This window comes from Massilia forsythiae (assembly GCF_012849555.1).
GTDB classification, from domain to species: Bacteria; Pseudomonadota; Gammaproteobacteria; order Burkholderiales; family Burkholderiaceae_D; genus Telluria; species Telluria forsythiae.
In genome coordinates, this window is record NZ_CP051685.1 from 2824746 (window position 1) to 2845842 (window position 21097).

Sequence of the window (21097 nt, forward strand, 5' to 3'; positions counted from 1 at the left end):
CGGGCGCTCACAGGCGCCCGGTCAACACCCGCCCGGGCTGGTACACCACCCGTCCCACCACGCTGCACTGCCCGCTGCGCACGTTGATCGGCCCGAAATCCACGTTCACCGAACACAGGAACCACTCGCTGTTGCGCTTGACCAGCTGCTTGACCAGCGCCTCGCCGTTGAAATTCAGCGCATAGATCTCGCGGCTGATCGGCTTCCTGTCCGCCGTGTTCACCACCACCACGTCGTCCTCGAACATCATCGGCTCCATGCTCTGGCCGCGCACGCGGATCGCCAGCAGCTGATGCGGCACCAGCTTGTTGGCCTCGATGACCGCGCGCGGCAGGTGCAGCACGCCGCCATCGTCCAGGTCCGCCAGGTCCGGCTCGGTCTCGAACCCGGTCACGCCGGCGCGCAGTTTCAGGGTGACCTTGCGGATCGGGATGGTGTCCGGCTCGTCGCCGATGCGCACACCCTTGGCTTCCTCGATGAAGGGATTGTCGACGGCGTCCGCTAGCGCCACTTCGGCACCGTCGTCGCCCGGGCGCGCCGCCAGCGCCATCGGCGACGCGCCGGTTTCCAGCCAGGTGGCCGAGCAGCCGATCGCGCCTTGCGCCTTCAACAAGCCCGCCTTCGAGATGCCGCGGGCTTCCCAATTGTTGACCGTCTGTTGTGACTGGTTCAGGGCACGGGCGATGTCCGCCTGTGTCTTCAGCCCGGCCAGCACCTCGGCAGCCTCGTAGAGGCGTTTCATTTGTATGTGCATGTCGCGATTGTCCATTGGGCTAAACAAGATGTGTTACACAAAATGTTGACTTGGATTATAAACATGGTGTTTAATAATATCCAGGCGGCGGCGCAATAAATGGTTGAAGCGGCAGGAAAAGCAACACGGACACGCTGCGCCTGGCTGCCGCATGGCTGCTATCGATGGAGGAGCAAATGGGATTCAACGAACGCTATTCCCGTGCCTTGGGCACTTCAGGCCGGCAGGAAGCGGCGCGGCATGGCACGACCGACCCGTTGCTTGCCAGTGCCTTGGCTGCGGCGGGGAGCGACGGCGACCTGGGCGCCTTGCTGCAGCGCGTGCGAACCATCGACGACGCGCGGCGCGACCCGGCCAGCCTGGCGCAACTGCTGCGACTGTGGATGGCCGAAGTGGCAAGGCGCGGGCGTGCACGCAGGTGGGCGCCGGAAAACACGGCGTGGAATGCGCAGGCGGCGCACGCGCTGTACCGGACCGTCGCCGAACTGTCGCTGGCCCATTGGCTCGATGGCGGCTGCAAGGCTTGCGGCGGCACCGGCCAGCACGACGCCCTCGATTGCGCCGATTGCGGCGGCAGGGGCGAGCAACCGATCCGCCACGCCGGCGGCTTCGTGCACGAGCGCGTCCGGGACATGGTGAGCGAATTGCACAACATCGCTGCCCGTCATGCCCGCCGTGCCAGTGCGCGCCTGCATGGCCGCCCACCCGGATGGAAAGCCGGATAAACAGCGGATAAAAAGCGGATCAACAGCGCGGCAGCGGCCGCACCGGCTCGGGTCCACACCCATCGACATCCTTTCGGCACTCGTACTGCGCGGCCCGCCGCCACCGATAGCCGGAACCCGAAGCAGCACAGGCAGCCGGTACCGATTGCCTGTCTCGACAGCCCGAACCGTCGCACGTTCGGGCTTTTTCGTTTCCGGTCCGGCATCGTGGATCGGAACAGGCAGCGCCCGTCCGGCACGGGTTCATTCAAGGTAGAGGTTTTCAATGTACGAGCTTGCATCCACCCTCGACGTCCTGCCCCTGGCGGACGTGGCAACGTCGATCGTCGGCGCCATCGCCGATGCCTTGCCGCCGCTGGCGGCCCTGGTTTCGATCCTCTGGATCGTCTACCAATGGACCCGTCTGGCGCGCGCCGATCGACGCGATGAAGCGGGACGGCACGCAGCACCGGCGATCGGGCAGCGGCTGCGCACCATCCTGCGTTCGCTCGGCGGCTGGCTGAACGCCGCGCTGCTGGCCATGCTCCCCTTCGCCAGCGAAATCGCGCGCGTGCTGGAAGCGCACCTGCCCGACCTGGCGTCCAGCCTGCCGCCGCATGGCGCGCGCTGGGTCGGCTATGTGCTCGTGGCGATCAACATCGCGCGGGCGATCGGGCGGGCGCGGCGCGCGGTGCGCAGGAAGCACCGCGGCCATGGCTGAAAAACGTGTCAGCGCTGCTCGGTCACGCCCACCTGGTCGCACATGTCCAAAACCGGGCAGGTCGAGCAGCGCGGCCGGTTGCCGGTGCAGATGTGCTTACCGAAGGGCACCAGCAGGCGGTTGATGTCGATCCAGTGCGCGCGCGGCAATTTGGCTTCCAACGCGGCCAGGGTCTTTTCCGGCGTCGACGCTTTCACGTAGCCCCAGCGCCCGGTCACCCGGTGCACGTGGATGTCGACACTGATCACGGGCGTGCCGCAGGCGACGCCCAGCACCAGGTTGGCGCATTTGGGGCCGACGCCGGCGAACGACAGCAGCACCTCGCGTTCGCCGGGCAGGACGTCGCCGTAGGCTGCTTCCACGGCGCGCGCGATGGCCAGGATCTGGTTGGCCTTGCGCTCGTGGAAGGTGCTGGGGCTGATCAGGGCATCCAGCGCTTCCCAGCTCAGCCGGGCGACCTGCGCCGGCGTGCGCGCCCGCGCGAACAGCCTGCGCGAGATCGGCAGCGTCGCCTCGTCGTAGGTGCGGATCGAGATGATGCAGGCCAGCAGTTGCTCGAAGGTGGTCGTATAGCCTTCCTCGAACAGCTGGAACAGGGCGGCCTTGGGCCAGGGTTGCACGGCTTGCTCGATGCGTTCGAGGGCGATGCCGATGTCGAAGGGACGTTTTTCCATGAGCCGGATCTTTCAATCGCCAGGGGCGGACGGCTCAAGGATAGGTGGCACCCGGCCGTGCTTCCGTTCTGTGACGCACAGGACGGCGATGCCGACCCATCCGGCGAGGCGGATTACTGCCAGGCACAGCCGGTTACATCCGCTTGCATCTGATACCGTTTCTCCCTTTCCCGTGCGCCGTTCCCTCTATAAGCTCTCTACCATGCTTGTCACAAGAACACTTTTGAGGGGAACATCATGAAGAACATCGCTATCCGTACCATCGCTCGCGCGGCCCTGGTTGCCGCCTTCGTCACCGCCGGCGCCGCACCGGCCGTCAGCCAGGCTGCACCGCAGAACCACTACAACCAATGCTCGAACTGCGGCACCGTGGTGTCGACCAATACCTACCAGCGCGATGCCGAACGCGGCAGCGGCCTGGGCGCCGCCGGCGGCGCGGTGCTGGGCGGCCTGGTGGGCAACCAGGTCGGCAGCGGCAACGGCCGCACGCTGGCCACCATCGCGGGCGCGGTGGGCGGCGCCTACGGCGGCAATCGCCTGGAGCGCAACATGAAGGCGGTGACCTATACCGACGTGCGCGTCAAAATGGCCAACGGCGGCCATCGCACCTTCACCGAGCAGGGCAATCCGCGTTTCCGCAATGGCGACCGCGTGCGCGTGCAGCAGGGCCGCCTGGTGCACCAGGGTTGATCGGTCGGGCGGAATTTATAACGGCCGCACGTCCCTGATCACCATTCCGCTGGCCGGCAAGGTCGGCATGCGCCGCAGGCTGACCGTCAGGTCCTGCGGCGGCACCGCGTAGTCGATCTCGGTGGCGAACAGGCGCAACGCCGATTTCACCAGGTCGAGCGTGGCGAATTCGCCGGGGCAGCGGTGGCCGGCGTAATGGTCGCCGCCGCCCTGCGGGATCAGGTCGAACCCGCTGCTTTCCCAGCGCTCGAAGCGCTCCGGCCGGAAGGTTTCCGGGTCGCCCCATGATGCCGGATGATGGTCGGTGCCGTACAGGTCGATCAAGACCCACGTCCCTTTCGCGATGCGCATGCCGTGCCAGTCGAAGTCGTGGCTGGCGACGCCGCCGATCGCCGGAATGAACGGGTAATAGCGCCGCACTTCCTGCGCGAACCAGGTGAGATAGGTGTCGTCCTCCGCCAGGCGCGCGCGGCTCTGCGGATGCTGGTGCAGCGCCAGCACGCCGAAGGCGATGAAGCGCGACACCGCCACGGTCGGGCGCAGCAGGTTGATCAGTTCCACGGCTGCGTGCTTTCGCCGCAGGAGTTCTCCGTCGGCGTCGCGGTGGCGCGCGATCACGCTCAGCGGACTCTCAAGCGGCACCTGGATGGTCCCGGCGCGCACGGCGTCGATCAATGCGCGCGCCCAGTGCTCGGTGCGGGTACGGATCAGCAGCGCCTTCCAGTTGCGCGGGCCGACCGAGGCGGCGCCGTCCACCATCGCCGAGAACTCGCGCGCGCGCTGGGTCGCTTCTTCCGGGCCGATCGGAATGCCGGCCCACTGGCACACCGCGCGGCACAGCACGATCTCCGCTTCGTGGTGCACGATCACGCCCGGCATGCCGCGCCATTTGTCGAAGCGCTCGCGCCACTGCGCCGCGGCCAGGTCGACCAGGCGCTGGCGCTCGTGCGGACCGAACAGCGACATGAACATGGCCTTGCGCTGGCGGTGCATGTCGCCTTCGTGGGTGGTGACGCTGCCGAAGTCCTGCAGCAGCGCCAGCGCGGTCGGCGGCAGGCCGGTCTTGCGGCGGAAGCGTCCCGGTTGATAAAACATGCGGGCGCCGTCCTCGCCGCGCACGCACAGCACCTTCCTCAGCATCAGGCGCGTCGTGAACGCATCCGCTCCCAGCGCCTCGAAGCGGCGCGGCATGAAGCGGTAGCCTTCGCGCAGCAGGGAAATGGCATTGTCGAATCCGCGCGCATGCGGGACGGCGCGCCCGACGTCGTTCGGTGCCGGTTTGCTGTTGATGGGTGCCACGTAGTATCCGTTCTCCAGTGAAGCCGGCCCCAGTGTAGCCGCGCGGCGCGCGCGACCGGCGCACGTTCGCCCCGGACGCCAGCCGCGGCGGCCTCAGTGCGGCGCCGGCGCGGACAGCGGATCCGCCGTTTCCTGCAGTGCGCGCGGCAGGTACAGGGTGACGGTGGTGCCGGCGCCGGGCGTGCTGGCCAGCCGGATATGGCCGCCGCTCTGCTCGGCGAAGCCGTGCGCCATCGACAGGCCCAGGCCGGTGCCCTTGCCCTCGGGCTTGGTCGTGAAGAAGGGCTCGAAGGCGCGCTCCATCACGTCCGGCGGCATGCCGCTGCCGGTGTCGCGTACCGCCACCGTCACGAATTCGCCGGGGGCGATGCCGGTGTCGGCCAGCGCGTCGCCGGGCGCCACCGCCAGGTTGTCCAGCGCGATGACGATGCTGCCCTGGCCGTCCATCGCGTCGCGCGCGTTGATCACCAGGTTGAGCAGCACGTTTTCCAGCTGGTTGGGATCGACCAGCGCGTGCCACAGGCCGGGCGGGATGGCGAAGCGGATCGCGATGGCGTCGCCGGCGGCGCGGTGCAGCAGCGTGTCCATGCGCTCGATCAGCTGCGCCAGGCTGACCACGCTCGGGTGCAGCGGCTGGCGCCGGGCGAAGGCGAGCAGCTGCGCCGACAGCTTCTTGCCGCGCTCGACCGCATCGCCGATGCCGAGCAGGCGCTTGCGTTCGCCTTCCCCGTGTCTCAGCATCAGCTGGACGTTGACGCTGATGATGTGCAGGATGTTGTTGAAGTCGTGCGCCACGCCGCCGGTCAGCTTGCCCACCGCTTCCAGCTTCTGCGAGCGCAGCAGGGCGCCGCGCGCCTCGTCCAGGCGCTGCTGGCGGTGCCGTTCGCGCGCCTCGGCGTCGCGGCGCGGCCGGATGTCGCGCACGAAGGCGGTGACGCCGTGGCCGCGCGCAGTGGGCAGCGCCGTGATCGCGACCTCCACCGGGATTTCCTGGCCGTGGCGGTCGAGCGCCGTGGTTTCGTAGGGGCCGGACAGGCGCGCGCATGCGCCGCTCGCGGCGAAGCGTTTCAGGCAGGCGCGCTCTTCCTCGCGCTGGCCGGCCGGGACCAGCAGGGCGATGGCGTCGCGCCCGAGCGCCTCTTCTTCCTTCCAGCCGAACAGCGCGCAGGCCTGCGCGTTCCAGTCGGTCACGCAACCGCTCGGGTCCACCGCGACGAAAGCGTCGTAGGCGTTCTGCAGGATCAGGCGGATGCGCGCGCGCTCGGCGTCGATGCGGTCGCGCGAGGCGCGCAGTTCGACCGTCATGGCGCCGGCCAGCTGCAGCGCGCGCCGGCGCTCGGTCGCCAGCAGCCAGACGATGAAGGCGAGCAGCAGCCCGAGGCCGGCGCCGCCGAAGGCGATCGCGCGGCCCGGGCCGCGTTCGAGGCCCGCTTCGAAGGCGGGCGAGGAACGGATCGCCAGGGTCCACGGACGCCCGGCATTGTCCAGCAGCGCGTTGCGCGCGAACAGCGGCCGGCGCGTGCTGACGCCGGCGCCGGCGGCGCCGCCGGAGCGGTACAGCAGGGCCTCCACGGCCTGCGTGCGGCCGTCGTACAGCGCCACCTCCAGGTCGGCGGCATGCTCGCCGCCCAGCCCGTGCATCAGGTCGGCGGTGCGGAACGGGGCGTACACCCAGCCGACGATGGCCGCGCGCCGCTGTTCTACCGTGGCGTGCGCCTGGCCGGCGCGGTACACCGGCACGTACATCAGGAAACCGGATTGGGGCGCGCTGTCGCCGGCGGCGCCTTCCTGCACCAGCGTCAGCTTGGCGGTGGACGCGGCGCGGCCGGTATCGCGCGCCGCGTCCATGGCGGCGCGCCGGGTCGGCTCGCTGTACATGTCGTAGCCGAAGGCGCGTAGGTTGCGCCGGGTGAGCGGCTGGATATGGGCGATCGCGGTGAGCAGGTCGCGCCGGCCCGCCGGGGTGACCGCGTAGCCCGGATAGCCTTCGGCGCGCACCTGCGCCTCGTGCGCGGCCAGCCGCGCCGGATCGACGATGGTGGCGATGCCCAGCGCCTCGAAGCCGGGAAAGCGTTCGTTCAGGCGCAGCACGCCGTAGTACTGGGCGAAGTCGGCACGGCTGATGTCGACCGAGCCGCGCAGGAAGCCGCGCGTGCCTTGCAAGACCTGCTCGTACACCGCCATGCGGTCCGCCATCAGGCGTTCCAGGTCGCGCGCGCGGTAGTGAAAGGTGTTTTCCAGTTCGCTGCGGGCGGTGTGCCGGGCATTCGCGGCGACCAGCCAGGTGACGCCCAGGGACACCAGCAGCACGAACGCGGCCAGCAGGAAGGGAACGAAGGCGCGGCCGCGCAGGGCAGGGCGGTCGGTGGACGGAACGGGTGGCTGGTGTGGATGCGGCATGGATGCGGGCGCGCCGGGGGCGATGTAATGGGTCCGTGCCGATGGGGAAGCGCAGGCAGGCGAGGCGCGAACGACCGCGCCGTCGAAGCTTAGCATACGCGTTCAGGTTCCCGCCGGATGCGCGGAAAAACGGGCATGGCCGCCCGCGTCCGCCACGGCTACAATGGCTGGCCTACGCCATGAACATCATCCCTTTTTTCCGCCTTTCGCCATGGACCTGATGCGCCGCCTGTACTGGGGCGCCGCGGCCGTGTCGCTGGCCCTGCTGGCCTGGGGCGCGCTGGCGCCGCTGGACTATCCGACGCGCGAGCGCGCCATCGAGTTTTCGCGCGGCGCTGCCGCGCCGGTGCCGCCCAGCGTGCTGCTCACGCTCGGCGTGCGCGACGTCCTGCTGCTGCGTAACCGCGACCTGCGCGCACACGTGTTCGGCCAGGTGCGCGTGCTGCCCGGCCGCGAGTTCCGCCTGCCGTTCGAGCAGGCCGGCGAGTTTCCGTTCGCCTGCGACGGCGCGCCCGGCGCGCGCGTGCTGGTGCGGGTGCTGCCGCGGCCGGATCCGGGCTGGCAGCGGCTGCGCTGGCGCCTGCGCGTGCTGGCGGATGCCGTGCGCGGCATGCCGCTGCAAGGGCCGGACGACTAGGCCTGCCGAGGGCTGGGGCGGCTTCGCAATCGTGCTCCGTCCCGCGCGGCGAATCTGTCATCATGCGCGCATGGCGACCATCTCCCTACCACTGTTCCCGCTCGGTACCGTGCTGTTCCCTGACGGCGTGCTGCCGCTGCAGATCTTCGAGCCGCGCTATCTCGACATGATCGCGCGCTGCCTGGGCGAGGGCGAGCCCTTCGGCGTGGTGCTGCTGACCCACGGCCAGGAAGTGCGCACGCCGGAAGGCGAGGAACGCTTCCTGCACGCGGGTACGCTGGCGTCGGTGCAGGATAGCGGCGCTTCGTCGCCCGGCCTGCTGCAGGTGGTCTGCCGCGGCGGTGCGCGCTTTCGCGTGCTGGATGCCGAGCGCCGTCCCGACGGCCTGTGGATGGCCGAGGCCGAGCTGCTGGAAGACGACCGCGCCGTGCGCGTGCCGTCCGACCTGAAGGGGGCGGCCGATGCCCTCGACCGCGTGCTGTCGTCGCTGCACGACGTGCCGCAGAGCCGCTGGCCGGTGCAGCCGCCGTTCCGCCTGGACGATTGCGGCTGGGTGGCCAACCGCTGGTGCGAGCTGCTGCCGCTGCCGAACGGGCAGAAGCACAACATGCTCATGCTGGACAATCCGATGATCCGCCTGGAGCTGTTGCACGACGTGCTCGACGAGCACGGGCTGATCACGTCCTGAGCGGGACCGCCGCGGTTCTCAAGCCTCGACGCTGATGCTGCTGGTGGCGGCGCTCGTGCTGGAAGCGCTCGAACCCGACGCGCTCGCGGTATCGCTCGCGCTGTTATCGGCATACGCCTTGAGCAGGTGCAGCGCGTGCGCCACATCGTGCATCGGGTCCCTGCGGTGGCCGCCTTTTTCGGGCTTGTCGACACCGTTGCTGCCGCTGGTGGCGCTGGCGCTGTCGGTGCTGTTGCCGTTCTTGTCGATCTCGCCGCTGGCCACCTTCTTGTCGTAGGCGGCCTGCTCGGCGTCGCTGACGGTGCCGTCGCCATCGGTGTCGGCCGCCGCCACGTAGTCGGTGCTGGTGCTGCTGGTGGCGCTGGTACTGTCGGTGCTGCTGCTGTCGCTACTGCTTTCGCTCTTGGCGCCGCCGCCGCCGCGCGGCCCGCCCATGCCCTGCATGCCGCCGGGACCGCCCATGCCGCCCATGCCGCCCATCGCGCCCATGCCGCCGGCGGCGCTGCTGCTGCTGCCGCTGGCCGTGTCCACGCTGCCGCTGTCGCCATCCTCGGGCGGTTCGCCGTCGGGCGGCGGGCCGTCCGGCGGCATGCCGCCGCCGGCGCCGTTTACGCGCGAAGCGTCGAACTGGGCGTTCAGCTGGTCCGACAGCTTGGTCATCGCCTCGGTCAGTTCGCTCTTGCTGACCTTGCCGTCGCTGTCGCCGTCGAGCGCCTTGATGGTGTCGTCGATGTCGCTGTCGCTCGAGTCGGTGTCGCCGGCGGCCGACAGGGCGCTGGCCAGGCTGGCCTTGTCGATGTATCCCTGGTTCTTCGTGTCGACCTTGGAAAAGACGTTGTCGACCCAGTTGGAGATGGAATTGCTGCTGATGCTGGCTACCATGATGCATCCCTAGTTGATTATCTGTAGCAATTATCGACCGCTTTCGGGGTTGCCGTAGGGCACCCTCATGTAAAGGCAGGTAAAGCCGTGTAAAGCAAAATCCATGTACAGAGGGTGGGATTTGAGGTAACCTTGAGCGTGGTTTACTATCTCTACGTCCGTGCGGCGCCGGTTGGCGCTGACAGCCAAGCCGCCGCGCCTCACCCGCCGCAGCGCGTCCCGTCATCCCGGTTTTCCAGCGTTGGCCATGCCCGGCCGCAGCCCGGCGGTAGAGCGCAACGAATCGAAGGGAACTCACAAGGCGTCCCTGCAAGAGACTTCGCGCCAGCGCCGCGGCATCCTGTACGCGCTTGCCGGGCTTCTTTTAATGTCTGAAAGAAAACATGTCAGAAACACCGACCACCATTGATGCCGGCGACGCCCCTACCGTGCGCTTCGCCGATTTCGGGCTGGCGCCCGAGATCCAGCGCGCGCTGTCGGACCAGGGCTACGAGCACCCGACCCCGATCCAGGCGAAGGCCATCCCGATCGTGCTGCAGGGCCGCGACGTCATGGGCGCCGCCCAGACCGGTACCGGCAAGACCGCCAGCTTCTCGCTGCCCATCATCCAGCTGCTGCTGCCGCATGCGAACACCAGCATGTCGCCGGCGCGCCACGCGGTGCGCGCGCTGGTGCTGACCCCGACGCGCGAACTGGCGATCCAGGTCGCCGACAACGTCAAGGCCTACGCCCAGCACACCCCGCTGCGCTCCACCGTCGTGTTCGGCGGCATGGACATGAAGCCGCAGACCGAGATCCTGCGCCGCGGCGTCGAGATCGTGATCGCCACCCCGGGCCGCCTGCTCGACCACGTCGAACAGAAGAACATCAATCTGGGCCAGGTGCAGATGCTGGTGATGGACGAAGCCGACCGCATGCTCGACATGGGCTTCCTGCCCGACCTGCAGCGCATCATCAACCTGCTGCCGAAGAAGCGCCAGAACCTGATGTTCTCGGCCACCTTCTCGCCCGAGATCAAGAAGCTGGCCGGCAGCTTCCTGAACGATCCGCTCACCATCGAGGTGGCGCGCAGCAATGCCACCAACACGGCGATCACCCAGATCCTGTACAAGGTCGAGGAAGCGCAAAAGGCCGATGTGGTGCTGCACCTGATCCGCGCGCGCGACCTGAAGCAGGTGCTGGTGTTCTCGAACACCAAAATCGGCGCCTCGCGCCTGTCACGCACCCTGGAGCAGGCCGGCATCAAGGCCTCCGCCATCCACGGCGACAAGACCCAGCAGGAACGCATCGCCGCGCTCGACGCCTTCAAGAACGGCGACATCGACGTGCTGGTCGCGACCGACGTCGCCGCGCGCGGCCTGGACATCACCGACCTGCCATGCGTGATCAACTACGACCTGCCGTACAACGCCGAGGATTACGTGCACCGCATCGGCCGCACCGGCCGCGCCGGCGCAACCGGCGATGCCTTGTCCGTATATTCGGACAAGGACGAGCGCCTGCTGGCCGACATCGAGAAGCTGATCAAGCAGACCATCACGCGCGGCGAATTGACCGGCTATGCGCCGCCCTCGCGCGGCCACCGGCCCGGCGGCGAGCGCGGCCATGGCGGCGAGCGTGACAACGAACGCTACGGTGCCCGTCCGCGCCGCGACGGCGACAGCGCGCCGCGTTCCGGCGAGCGCAACGATCGTGCGGAGCGTGGCGACCGCGGCGAGCGTCCGCAGCGCGGCGGCTACGCCGGTCCGCGCCGCGACAAGGTCGATCCGTGGTTCCTCAAGCCCTACGAGCCGGCCGCCAGCGCGCGCCAGGAACCGGCGCCGGCGCCATCCGCTTCGTCGAAGCCGAAGCAGAAACTGGCGTTCCTGCTGGGCGGGGTGCCGAAGCAGTAAGGCGAAGGGCGCCGTTCAGCGTGATGCCGGCGGCTGCCGCCCGTCGTTCCAGGCATTGCCTGAAACGACTCCCCGCGAAGGCGCATTGCTGTCCAAGATAAGTGTTATCTCTGCCTTAAGCAGGTTTTTTTGCTAGCAGTAATGTAAAAATCATTCCTAGCCAACAACTCGTCGTTCCCAGCACTGCCGAGAACGACTCCCCGCGAAAGCGGGGATAATGCCACTGGCATTATCCCCTCCATGCTGAGCGAGAGAATTTGGTTCCTAGAAGCAACTAGGATGCTTCAAAAATACCAACTTTGGATACTCAGCATGGGTCCCCGCCTTCGCGGGGACGACGTTCCGGGCGATTGTCCGCCTTCCAAGCGTAGTTACGGCGCATTCCAGTCCGCCAACCGGCGCTCGATCTTCAGCGCCTTTTGCACCCGCGCCAGCAAGTCCTCGTGCTTGTAGGGCTTGGCCAGGATCGTCAGCCCGGATGCACGGCCGCGTTCCGGCAGGTCGTCCATGTAGCCGGTGGTGACCAGCACCGCCAGCCCGGGGCGCAGCGCGTGCGCCTTTTCCACCAGTTCCAGGCCGGTCATCCCGCCCGGCATGATCACGTCGGTGAACAGCAGGTCGACCCGTTCCCCCCGTTCCAGCAGCGCCAGCGCCTGTTCGCCGCTGGGAGCCGCCAGCACCGCGTAGCCTTCCAGTCCCAGTACGCTCTCGGCCAGTTCGCGCACGTCGTCGTTGTCCTCGACCACCAGCACGCACGGCTTGTCCTGGCCGGGGCCGGCGGTGCCGTCCGCAGGCGCGCCGTCCGCACCGGCGCCGGGTGCGTGCGCCGGTGCGGCGGCGCTGTCGGCGACCGGGAAGATCATGCGCACCGTGGTGCCCTGGTCCGGCTCGCTGTCGATCTCGAGGCGGCCGTTCGATTGCTGGACGAAGCCGTGCACCATCGCCAGTCCCAGGCCGGTGCCCGGTCCCTTGGTGGTGAAGAAGGGTTCGGTGGCGCGCCGCAGCACGTCCGGCGGCATGCCGCTGCCGTGGTCGATCACGCACAGCGACACGTAGGTGCCCGGCGCCAGCTTGTGGCGCCTGAGCTGGTCGTCGTCGCGGATCAACGAAGTGGCGACCGTGACTTCGCCGCCCTCGGGCATGGCGTCGCGCGCGTTGATCAGCACGTTCAGCAGCGCCATCTCCAGATGGATCGGGTCCAGCACGCAGGCCGGCAGGCCGGGCCGCAGGTCGAGGCGTAGCTCGACCTGGTCGCCCAGCGTGCGCACCAGCAGGTCGGAGAACTCGACCACCAGGCCGTTGATGTTCAATAGCTTGGGCTCCAGGCGCTGCTTGCGCGCGAAGGTCAGCAATTGCTGGGTGAGCTTGCCGGCGCGCATGGCGGCGCGCTGGGCGCGCACCAGCGCCTCGCGCGCTACATCGGGTTTTTCGAGGCTGAGCAGGGTGACTTCGAGGTTGCCGTTGATGACCTGCAGCAGGTTGTTGAAATCGTGCGCCATGCCGGCGGTGAGCTGGCCGATCGCTTCCATCTTCTGCGCCTGCAGCGAGGCGTCCTGGGTCTGGCGCCGCTCGCTGATATCCATCTGCGAGGCGAAGAAGTACAGCAGCTTGCCGTCGCCGTCGAACACCGGGCCGATGAACAGCGCGTTCCAGAACTGGCTGCCGTCGGCGCGGTAGTTCAAGAGATCGACCGCCACCGCGCGCTCCTGCTCCAGGGCCTCGCGCACCTCGCGCACGGCGGCGGGGTCGGTGCCCGGTCCCTGCAGCAGGCGGCAGTTGCGGCCCATGATGTCTTCCTGCTTGTACAGGGTCAGGTCGAGGAAGGCGCCGTTGGCGAACACGATCGGGTTGTCCGGCTGGCGCGGATCGGTGACCACCATCGGCATGCGCGTCATCTCGACCGCGGCGAAGAACACGTTGTTGCGGTCCAGCAGGCCGTCGCGGCTGATGAAGCCGGCCTGCCAGTGATTGATGCCCGCGCCGCCCATCGGATTGTAAGCGTTGCCTTCGATAAGGCCTTGGGCGGGTATGCCCCCGCTCTGGCCGCCGCCCTGTTCATCGAGCGCTTGCTCCAGGTTCTCTTCCTTGCTGTTGCCGGTTGCCATCGTTGGTCCTCTTGGTCCTGTGTACGACGGAAATGCGATGCACAGCCGGCCGTCGATCTCGAATGCAACGATTGTAGCGGCAGGCGAGAGGGTGCACCGTTCGGGAACACACTCTCGCGCGGGCGCGCGCCTACGGGAACAGGATCGACATCAGCTCGGCGGCGTTGTCGGCCCACGTGCGCGAGGCGATGCCGGTGGATGCCGGCGCCCGGCCGGCAGCCTGCAGGCCCAGCCAGTCCCGGGCGGCCGCCGCCAGGTCTGCGGCGGCGTCGCCGCTGAAGTAGCTGGCATGGTCGCCGGCGACTTCGCGGAACACCGGCAAATCGCGCACCAGCAGCGGCACGCCGTGGCGCGCGGCCTCGATCAGCGGCAGGCCGAACCCTTCGCCTTCGCTGGGCACCAGCAGGCAGGCGCTGGCCGCGTAGATGCGGTCCAGGAATTCGTCGCTGGCGCCGTGCACCACGTACAGGCGCCGGTTCAGCTCCGGGTGCTGCCCCAGGCGCGCCATCAGCGCGGGAATGGTGCGGCGCTGGTTGTCGGGCAAGCCCTTCCAGCCTTCGGCGCCGACGATCGCCAGGCGGGCGTCGAGGCCTTGCTCCCATAACTGCTCGAAGGCATCCAGCGCCTGCATATGGCCCTTGCGCGGCTCGATGGTGCCGACCATGGCGAAGGTCGGGGCGGCGGCGATGCCGGCCAGCGTGGCGGCGGCGTCCGGCGGCAGGCCGGTGCTCGGGCGGGAAGCGTCGATGTCGGCGCCGTGGTGCAGCACGGCAAACGCCGGCAGCGCGTCGCGGGCCTGGACGGCGCCGAGCCAGTCGCGGGTTTCGTCCGCCACGGCGGCGCTGATGCAGACCAGGCAGTCGGCTTCGCGGCCGATGGTGCGCAGCCAGTCGCCGAACACCTTCTCGACGCGCGGCGGGAAGAAGGCCGGGCGCAGTACCGGCAGGATGTCGTGCACCATGAAGCAGATGCGCACGCCCGCCTCGCGCCAGCGCGCGTACACACCGACCTGCGCGGCCTCGTTGACCGCGCCCGGGAACAGGTCGGGGCAGTAGAACACGTCGCCCCTGGCGACCTCGACCTCGTCGTCGTGCACGCCGTAGCTGTCCGTGCCGCCCAGCTCGTGCAGGTAGCGGCGCGCGTAGCGGTAGTGCCAGCGCCCGCCCTCGTCGCTGAGGTAGACCGGCAGCACCTGCAGCTGCCTGTTCTGCAGGGCCAGCAGTTCCAGCAGCTGGGCCCGCACCACGCGCTGGATGCCGGTCTTGAGGTCTTCGCGCATCATCGCCGAGACATCCACCAGCAACTGGCACGCGACCTGGCCGGCGGACACGCTGGCGTGGTGGCGCTCGCGCACCACGGCGTCGATCAGCTGCAGGGCGCTCTGGCGCCAGGTCAGCCACGGCATGCCGCCGGAGGCCGGCGCCCGACCGGCCGCGTGCAGCGCCAGCCAGCGTTCGATGGCCGCGGCCAGGTCTTCCGGCCGGGTGCCCTCGAAATAAAAGGCGTGTTCGCCGGCCACTTCGCGAAATACCGGCAGGTCGCGCGCGATGATCGGCAGGCCCTTCTGGGCCGCCTCGATCAGCGGCAGGCCGAAACCTTCGCCTTGCGACGGCGCCAGCAGCGCCGAGCTGTGGCCGTACAGCTGCAGCAGCATCTCGTCGGACACGCCGTCGAACCAGAACAGCTGCTTGTCACGCCGGGGGTGCGACTGCAGGCGCTCGGCCAGCACGTCGACCATCCAGCCGTTCTTGCCGACGATGACGAGGTTGAGCGCCACGCCCCTGTCCCACAACAGTTCGCAGGCGGCCAGCGCCTGCGCCTGGCCCTTGCGCGGCTCCAGCGTGCCGACCATCAGCAGCGTCGGCGCCGCCTGCAGCGCCGCCAGCGCCTGCGCGGCGCCGGCGGGCATGCCTGCGCTCGGCGCGCTGGCGTCGATGTCGGCGCCCAGGTGGAAGTGGGCCAGCTTGAGCGGCGCCAGGCGGCGGTTCGGGCGCTGCGCCAGCCATGCGGACAGTTCGTCCGCCACCGCGCGCGAAATGGTCACGATGCCGTCGGCCACCAGCGCGATGGCGTCGATGTAGTCGCCGTAGTACTTCTGGGTGCCGAACGGGAAGCACTCGGGCCGCAGCAGCGGCAGCAGGTCGTACACCGTGAACCAGATCCGCACGCCCCTGCTGCGCATGGCGAGCAGTTGCGGCTGGTTCTGGGTGGTCAGGTTGGAGGCCAGGTCCAGGCCCAGGAACAGGTCGCCGGCGCGCGCCTCGATCGGCGCATCCTCGAGCGCCAGCGGCGCCACGTCCAGCATGGCGCAGGTGAAACGGCGCGCATAGCGGTAGCTGCGGTTGAGGCCTTCGCTGTACACCGGCTCGATCCGGTAGCCGGGCGGCGGCTCCTTGATCAGGGCCAGCACGATGCTGCGCACCACGCGCTGGATGCCGGTCTTGTGGTCCGCCTGGACCAGTGCCGAGATGTCGACCAGCAGCTGGCGCGGCGCGCCCGGCAAGGTGTTGGCGGCCATCATGAGCGCGGCCTCGACCAGCGCCGCTTCGTCGGGCGGGCGCGGCGCGCCGGGCGCGGCGAGCACCGCGACCAACTGCCGCCGCAGCGCCGGCGCGCTGGATGCGGCGAACGCTTCGATCGCTTCGGCGTACCGGGCGCCGACCGCGGCCGGCCCATGGTGGCGCGCCACGTGCGCGCGTCCCGCCTGCGCCAGCGCGGCGCGCCGCGCCGGGTCGGCGTGCAGCGCCGCCAGGGCGCCGGCCAGCAGCGCGTCGTCGAACAGGTCGGGCAGCATGTACAGCGTATCCGGCGGCAGGTCGGCGGCGGCGCCGTGCGCGTTGACGATGGCCGGCAGGCCGTGCATCAGGCAGTCGAGCACCGAAGCCGAGGTTTCGCCGCGGGTCTGGGCGCGCAGCTGCACCGCGCAGTCGCTGGCGGCCAGCCAGTCCTGGTACGCGGCGGCGTCGACGAAGCCGGTGATGTGCACGCGCGCGGCGGCGCCGGCGGCGGCGATGCGGCGCTGCAGCTCGATGCCGTACGGGCCGGGATCGTTGGCGCCGACGAACACCAGGCGGCAGCGCGGATCCGCCGCCAGCGGCGAAGCGAAAAAGGCGTCCAGCAGCCGCTGGTTCAGCTTGGTCGCGCCGAGCATGCCGAAGCTGCTGACGATATAGTCGTCGGCGCCGATGCCGAGGCGTTCGCGCGCGCCGCGGCGCGCCGCGGCGGCGTCGGCGCCGGGCGCCACCTGGCCGCGCAGCAGCGCGATGGTGCGCCAGCCGTCGGCGCTGCCGGGCCCGTACCATTGCTCCGCCATGCGGCGCGAAAAGTCGCTGTGGACGATGACGCCGGCGGCCCGATCCAGCACTTCCTTGTTGCAGGGGTACTGCCAGATCGTGGGATTGCGGCCGTGCTCGCGGTGGTCGCGCAGGCCGGTGTAGCCGTGCGAGGCGTACAGCGCCTGCAGAAAGGCCTCGGGCGCGTCGCCGTCGCGTTCCATGTTGTCGAGCACGCCGCTGAGGAAGAAATCGTGCAGCACCACCGTGCCGGGATGCCGGCGCAGCAGGGCGAACATGTGCTTGTGCACGTTCGAATTGCCGAAGTGGTACAGCACCCGGTCGTAGGAAGCGCCGTGGCGCAGGAAGTGCCCGGCGTCGCGCTGGACGAAGCGCTGCAGCGACGCGTCCGGCGCGGCGCCGGGCGTCAGCACCAGCTCGACCGCGTAATGGCGTTCCAGCTCGAGCAGCAGCTCGGCGCTGTAGTCGGCGATGCCGGAGCGCTCCGGCGGCAGCGGCGACACCAGGGCCAGCGTCGGCTTGCCGGTTGCCCGGACCGGGGGCGCGGCGGACGGAGACGGCGCGGCGGCGCGCTGGGTCTCGATCGCGTGCCACAGCGCGGCGGCGCCGGCGCCGGCCGGCAGGGCGGCGGCATCCAGCGAAGCTACCCGCGGCAGCGCCGGCCCGCCTGGCGCGGCCGCGCCGGCACGCCCTATGCCGAGGATGGCGCCGGGTACCAGCGCGGCCAGGAAGGCGTCGCGCAGCGCGGCGGCGGCATGGCGGCGCCAGGCGTCGGCGGGGGCCGGCTGGGCGTACACGTGGAAGCGCGCGGGCGGCAGCAGGCCGTCCAGCGCCTGCCGCAGCGGGTCGGCGTCGTGCGGATGGCATCCGCTGACGGCCACATGCACTTCATGGCCGCCGGGTTCGCCCAGCAGGGTCCTGGCCAGTCCGAGCAGGGCGGCGGTGTCGTGCGGCGGCGCCGTGTGCGGCGTGCGGAAATCGATGATCAGGCGTAGGGTCATTTTTTTTGCGATGCGTAGGCTTGGCGCAGCTGGTCCAGCGCTTCGCGCGCGGATTGCGGCAATTCGCGCAGGGCGTACGGCACGGCCACGGCGGGCGCCGGACCGTCGGCGGTGGCCTGCTTGGCGGCGGCCAGCGTGCGCGCCATCCAGGCCTGCAGCCGGGGCGAGCGCATCGCCAGCGGCAGCACCGTGCGCCGCAGCGTTTCGCGCGAGGTGAGCCAGCGCAGGCTGCGGCGGGCGGCGCCCTTGGCCTTGCGGCGCGCGATGCCGGCCATGCTGTCCGGGCCGCGGCGCATGACGAAGCGCAGCGGCGCGGTGATGCGCCAGGAGCTGCTGTTCAGGACCGCCACCAGGCGCCGTTCGAGGTCGCCGGCCCATTCGGCGGTTTCCCTGCCGCTGGCATGCGCGGCCGCCAGATCCTGGCCCAGCTGGTCGAGCCGGGCGAGCATGTCCTGCTTTTCCAGGTCGAACCGGGCGAGCATGTCCTGCTTCTCCAGTTCCTTGGCCTCGGCGTGGCGGGCCAGGTCGTGCAGTTCGCCGCGCATGGCGGCGGCCTGCTGCTCGTACTCGCGCAGCGAGCGCGTGGCGTCGCGGTTGGCACTCCAGGCGCGGTCCAGGTGATACGAGATGAAGTCGTCGAACACGTTCGGCTGGATGCCGAAGTGCTGCAGCAGTTCGGGGCGCTCCTGCGCCACGTAGTAGCGGTTCAGGCCGTCGAACCAGGCGTAGCGGTAGCGCTGGCCGGTGACCAGCTCTTCCCATGCCTCGTGGTTGGTCTCGCGGCTGTTCGGCACGGTCGCTTCGATCACCAGCACCCACGGGCGCCAGCGTTCGAAGTCCATGCCGCGCAGCACCTCGCCTTCGAAGCCTTCGACGTCGATCTTCAGGAAGTGGATGGCGCCGCGCACGTGTTCCCCGCAGATCGCCGCCAGGGTCCGCACTGGCACCGCCAGTTCGGCGACCGCATGGCCTTCGGCGCGGTGCAGCTCGGCCACCGCGGCTTCGGGCGAGGCCCAGCCGCGCACCGCGGGCACGTCGTACAGGGTCAGGCTGCCCTCGCTGCTGCCGGCGGCGACGGCCAGGTTGACGTCGCGCGGGCGCTGCTCGTCGAAAGCGGCGATGTGGGCCGGCAGCGGCTCGATGTTGATGCCGCGCCAGCCGGCGTCGTAGAACGCCTTGGTGACCGAATGCTCGACCGGGTCGCTGGCGCCGACGTCGATGTAGAAGCCGTCCTCGGGTTTCACGTGGCCGAGGGCGCGCCACAGCAGCACGTCCTCGTTGTTCTGGGAGTAGGAAAGGAAGGTCATGGTCGTTGGATGTCGACGGTCGGATCGAGCCAGGCCGAGCCCTCGAAATGCGGCCGGCGCATGTTCACCACGGTGAATACCAGCGCCAGGTCGCGCCACTCGTAGTTGTTGACGAGGTGGGTGTCGGTGCTGACGATGGCGGTGGCCACCGAGTAGCTGCCGGCGCCCAGGTTCATCGGAAAGGCGAAGCGATAGACCACTTCCTCGCCGGCCGCCACGTCGTCCAGCGGCAGCGCCTTCAGGTGGGTGTTGGTGCCGTACATCGGCTGGCCCAGGCGGTTCTTGATCATGTAGCCCAGCACCATGCGCGGGATCGGCGCGCTGGCGCGCACCGTCACCCGCAGCGTGACCGGGGCGCCGACGTCGACCACTTCCACGCGCTCGCCGTGCTCGTCGAGCAGGGCGATGTCGGCCACGGTGGCTTCGCCGGTGCCGGACACGGTCTGCACCTTGCCTTCGCCGGTCGTGTTCAGGCGCACGGTGGCGTTCTCGCGCTCGGCGATCAGGGCATTGTAGTAATCCATGATCTGCTCGGGCGGGCCTTCCATGGCGAGCCGGCCGCCGTCGAGTAGCATGGCGCGGTCGCATACCGACTGGATCGCCTGCTTGTCGTGCGAGACCAGCAGCAACGTGGTGCCCTGGCGGCGGAAGGCGCGGATACGCTCGAAGCTCTTGTGCTGGAAGTAGGCGTCGCCCACCGACAGCGCCTCGTCGACGATCAGGATGTCGGGCCGGCGCGCGGTGGCCACCGCGAACGCCACCCGCATCTGCATGCCGCTCGAATACACGCGCACCGGCTGGTCCATGTAGTCGCCGATCTCGGCGAAGGCTTCGATGTCCGGCATCAGCGCGTGGATCTCCTCGACCGTCATGCCGAGCAGCTGGCCGGCCATGACGGCGTTCTGGCGTCCCGTGAAGTCGGGATGGAAGCCCATGCCCAGTTCCAGCAGCGCGGCCACGCGGCCTTCCATGAACACGCTGCCGGTGGTCGGCTGGGTGGTGCCGGTGATCAGCTTGAGCAGCGTGCTCTTGCCGGCGCCGTTGATGCCGATCAGGCCGACGGCTTCGCCCGGCGCCACCGTGAAGCTGATCTCGCGCAGCACCCACTTCAGCTTGTGGCGCGGCCGGTTCCCCGGCAACACCCATTCGGCCAGGCGCGACCAGCGCGTCGGGTACTGGCGGTAGGCCTTGCCCAGGTTGGAAACGACGATCGCGCCCATCAGAGTTCGTCCACCATCTCGCCGGCGCGGCGGCGGAACAGGCGCAGGCCGAAGGCGCACAGCAGCACGGCCAGCAGCAGCACCGGCGCCAGCGCCGCCCAGTCGGGGGCCGCGCCCTTGACCAGCACGTCCTGCCAGGCGCCGACGATGCGCGCCATCGGGTTCCAGGCGATCACCGGCCGCACTGCCGGCGGCAGGATCGACGCCGGATAGACGATCGGCGTCAGCCAGAACCAGAACTGCATGGCGATGGTGACGAACTGGCCGACGTCGCGGAAGAACACGTTCAGCACGCCGGCGATCATGCCGATGCCGGTGGCCAGCAGCACCTGCAGCGCCAGCAGCGGCACGATGGCCAGGAACACCGCGCCGGGAAAGCTGCCGGACGCCACCAGGAACACGGTGAACAGGCCGAAGATGATGCCGAAGTTGAGCAGCGCGTTCAGCACCACGATCAGCGGCAGGCAGATGCGCGGGAAGCTGATCTTCTTGATCAGGTTGGCCTGCTCGATGAACATGCCCTGGGCGCGCGCGACGATCTCGGCGAACAGTCCCCAGTTGAGCACGCCGGCGCACAGGTAGATGCTGTAGGCGAAGCGGGCGTCGGGCGCGGCGCCCGGCAGGCGGCTGTGCATGACCTCGGCGAAGATCACGGTGTACACCACGATCATCGCCAGCGGCGACAGCAGCGACCAGACCGCGCCCAGCATGGCGTTGCTGTATTTCGCCTGGAATTCGCGCTTGACGCTGCCCAGCACGAAGCCGCGGTAGGTCCACAGGCCGCGCAGCATCGCTGCCGGGATCATGGCGCGGCCCCGGTGGAGGGCGGG

At 69.4% G+C, this 21097-nt stretch carries 16 protein-coding genes; 6 read left to right on the forward strand and 10 right to left on the reverse strand.

All coding sequences use genetic code 11. The annotated features are described in order from the left end of the window. Window positions 1-7: 7 nt before the first annotated feature. Entirely contained in the window at window positions 8-742 is a 735-nt protein-coding gene (locus HH212_RS12225; RefSeq protein WP_170202724.1) for a LexA family transcriptional regulator, read from the reverse strand. A gap of 188 nt (window positions 743-930) precedes the next feature. On the opposite strand from HH212_RS12225, the gene HH212_RS12230 reads away from it, so the two are divergent. After that, window positions 931-1479 (forward strand): hypothetical protein, encoded by a 549-nt coding sequence (locus HH212_RS12230; RefSeq protein ID WP_170202725.1) that lies wholly within the window; start codon window positions 931-933, stop codon window positions 1477-1479. 265 nt (window positions 1480-1744) lie between these two features. Next, window positions 1745-2179, forward strand: coding sequence for a hypothetical protein (locus tag HH212_RS12235; protein ID WP_170202726.1), 435 nt, complete (start codon window positions 1745-1747; stop codon window positions 2177-2179). 8 nt (window positions 2180-2187) lie between these two features. Here HH212_RS12235 and HH212_RS12240 read toward each other — a convergent pair whose 3' ends face one another. Beyond that, window positions 2188-2853, reverse strand: a complete 666-nt coding sequence (locus tag HH212_RS12240) for an endonuclease III domain-containing protein (protein WP_170202727.1) — start codon at window positions 2851-2853, stop codon at window positions 2188-2190. A gap of 237 nt (window positions 2854-3090) precedes the next feature. Here HH212_RS12240 and HH212_RS27615 point away from each other — a divergent pair, with 237 nt between their 5' ends. After that, the gene (locus tag HH212_RS27615) at window positions 3091-3543 is read left to right on the forward strand and encodes a glycine zipper 2TM domain-containing protein (protein WP_170202728.1); all 453 of its coding nucleotides are present in this window, start codon (window positions 3091-3093) and stop codon (window positions 3541-3543) included. A 15-nt stretch (window positions 3544-3558) separates the two neighbouring features. Here HH212_RS27615 and HH212_RS12250 read toward each other — a convergent pair whose 3' ends face one another. Both HH212_RS12250 and HH212_RS12255 read right to left on the reverse strand, forming a co-directional pair. Beyond that, the gene (locus HH212_RS12250) at window positions 3559-4842 is read right to left on the reverse strand and encodes a cytochrome P450 (RefSeq protein ID WP_229217688.1); all 1284 of its coding nucleotides are present in this window, start codon (window positions 4840-4842) and stop codon (window positions 3559-3561) included. A gap of 93 nt (window positions 4843-4935) precedes the next feature. Beyond that, window positions 4936-7242, reverse strand: coding sequence for a CHASE domain-containing protein (locus tag HH212_RS12255; protein WP_229217689.1), 2307 nt, complete (start codon window positions 7240-7242; stop codon window positions 4936-4938). A gap of 211 nt (window positions 7243-7453) precedes the next feature. On the opposite strand from HH212_RS12255, the gene HH212_RS12260 reads away from it, so the two are divergent. Both HH212_RS12260 and HH212_RS12265 read left to right on the forward strand, forming a co-directional pair. Then, complete coding sequence (locus HH212_RS12260) at window positions 7454-7879, forward strand: hypothetical protein (protein WP_170202730.1); 426 nt, start codon at window positions 7454-7456, stop codon at window positions 7877-7879. Window positions 7880-7949: 70 nt separating this feature from the next. Next, a complete protein-coding gene (locus HH212_RS12265) occupies window positions 7950-8567 on the forward strand; it encodes an LON peptidase substrate-binding domain-containing protein (RefSeq protein ID WP_170202731.1) in 618 nt (205 codons plus the stop codon). Between the two features lie 18 nt (window positions 8568-8585). Here the strand turns inward: HH212_RS12265 and HH212_RS12270 are convergent, their stop codons facing one another. Continuing rightward, window positions 8586-9449 (reverse strand): EF-hand domain-containing protein, encoded by an 864-nt coding sequence (locus HH212_RS12270; RefSeq protein ID WP_170202732.1) that lies wholly within the window; start codon window positions 9447-9449, stop codon window positions 8586-8588. 383 nt (window positions 9450-9832) lie between these two features. Between HH212_RS12270 and HH212_RS12275 the strand changes: the two genes are divergently transcribed. Beyond that, a complete protein-coding gene (locus HH212_RS12275; RefSeq protein WP_170202733.1) occupies window positions 9833-11341 on the forward strand; it encodes a DEAD/DEAH box helicase in 1509 nt (502 codons plus the stop codon). Between the two features lie 371 nt (window positions 11342-11712). On the opposite strand, the gene HH212_RS12280 is transcribed toward HH212_RS12275, so the two are convergent. From HH212_RS12280 to HH212_RS12300, 5 genes are all read right to left on the reverse strand, one after another. Further along, entirely contained in the window at window positions 11713-13446 is a 1734-nt protein-coding gene (locus tag HH212_RS12280; RefSeq protein WP_170202734.1) for a histidine kinase famiy protein, read from the reverse strand. A gap of 130 nt (window positions 13447-13576) precedes the next feature. Then, complete coding sequence (locus tag HH212_RS12285; RefSeq protein ID WP_170202735.1) at window positions 13577-17740, reverse strand: glycosyltransferase; 4164 nt, start codon at window positions 17738-17740, stop codon at window positions 13577-13579. Then, complete coding sequence (locus tag HH212_RS12290) at window positions 17737-19047, reverse strand: FkbM family methyltransferase (RefSeq protein ID WP_170202736.1); 1311 nt, start codon at window positions 19045-19047, stop codon at window positions 17737-17739. Before HH212_RS12290 ends, HH212_RS12285 begins: the two co-directional genes overlap by 4 nt. Beyond that, window positions 19044-20267 carry an ABC transporter ATP-binding protein gene (locus HH212_RS12295; RefSeq protein ID WP_170202737.1) on the reverse strand — a complete coding sequence of 408 codons (1224 nt, stop codon included), beginning with the start codon at window positions 20265-20267 and terminating at the stop codon, window positions 19044-19046. The genes HH212_RS12290 and HH212_RS12295 overlap by 4 nt, the downstream gene beginning before the upstream one ends. Beyond that, window positions 20267-21073 (reverse strand): ABC transporter permease, encoded by an 807-nt coding sequence (locus HH212_RS12300; protein WP_170202738.1) that lies wholly within the window; start codon window positions 21071-21073, stop codon window positions 20267-20269. The genes HH212_RS12295 and HH212_RS12300 overlap by 1 nt, the downstream gene beginning before the upstream one ends. Window positions 21074-21097 lie beyond the last annotated feature (24 nt).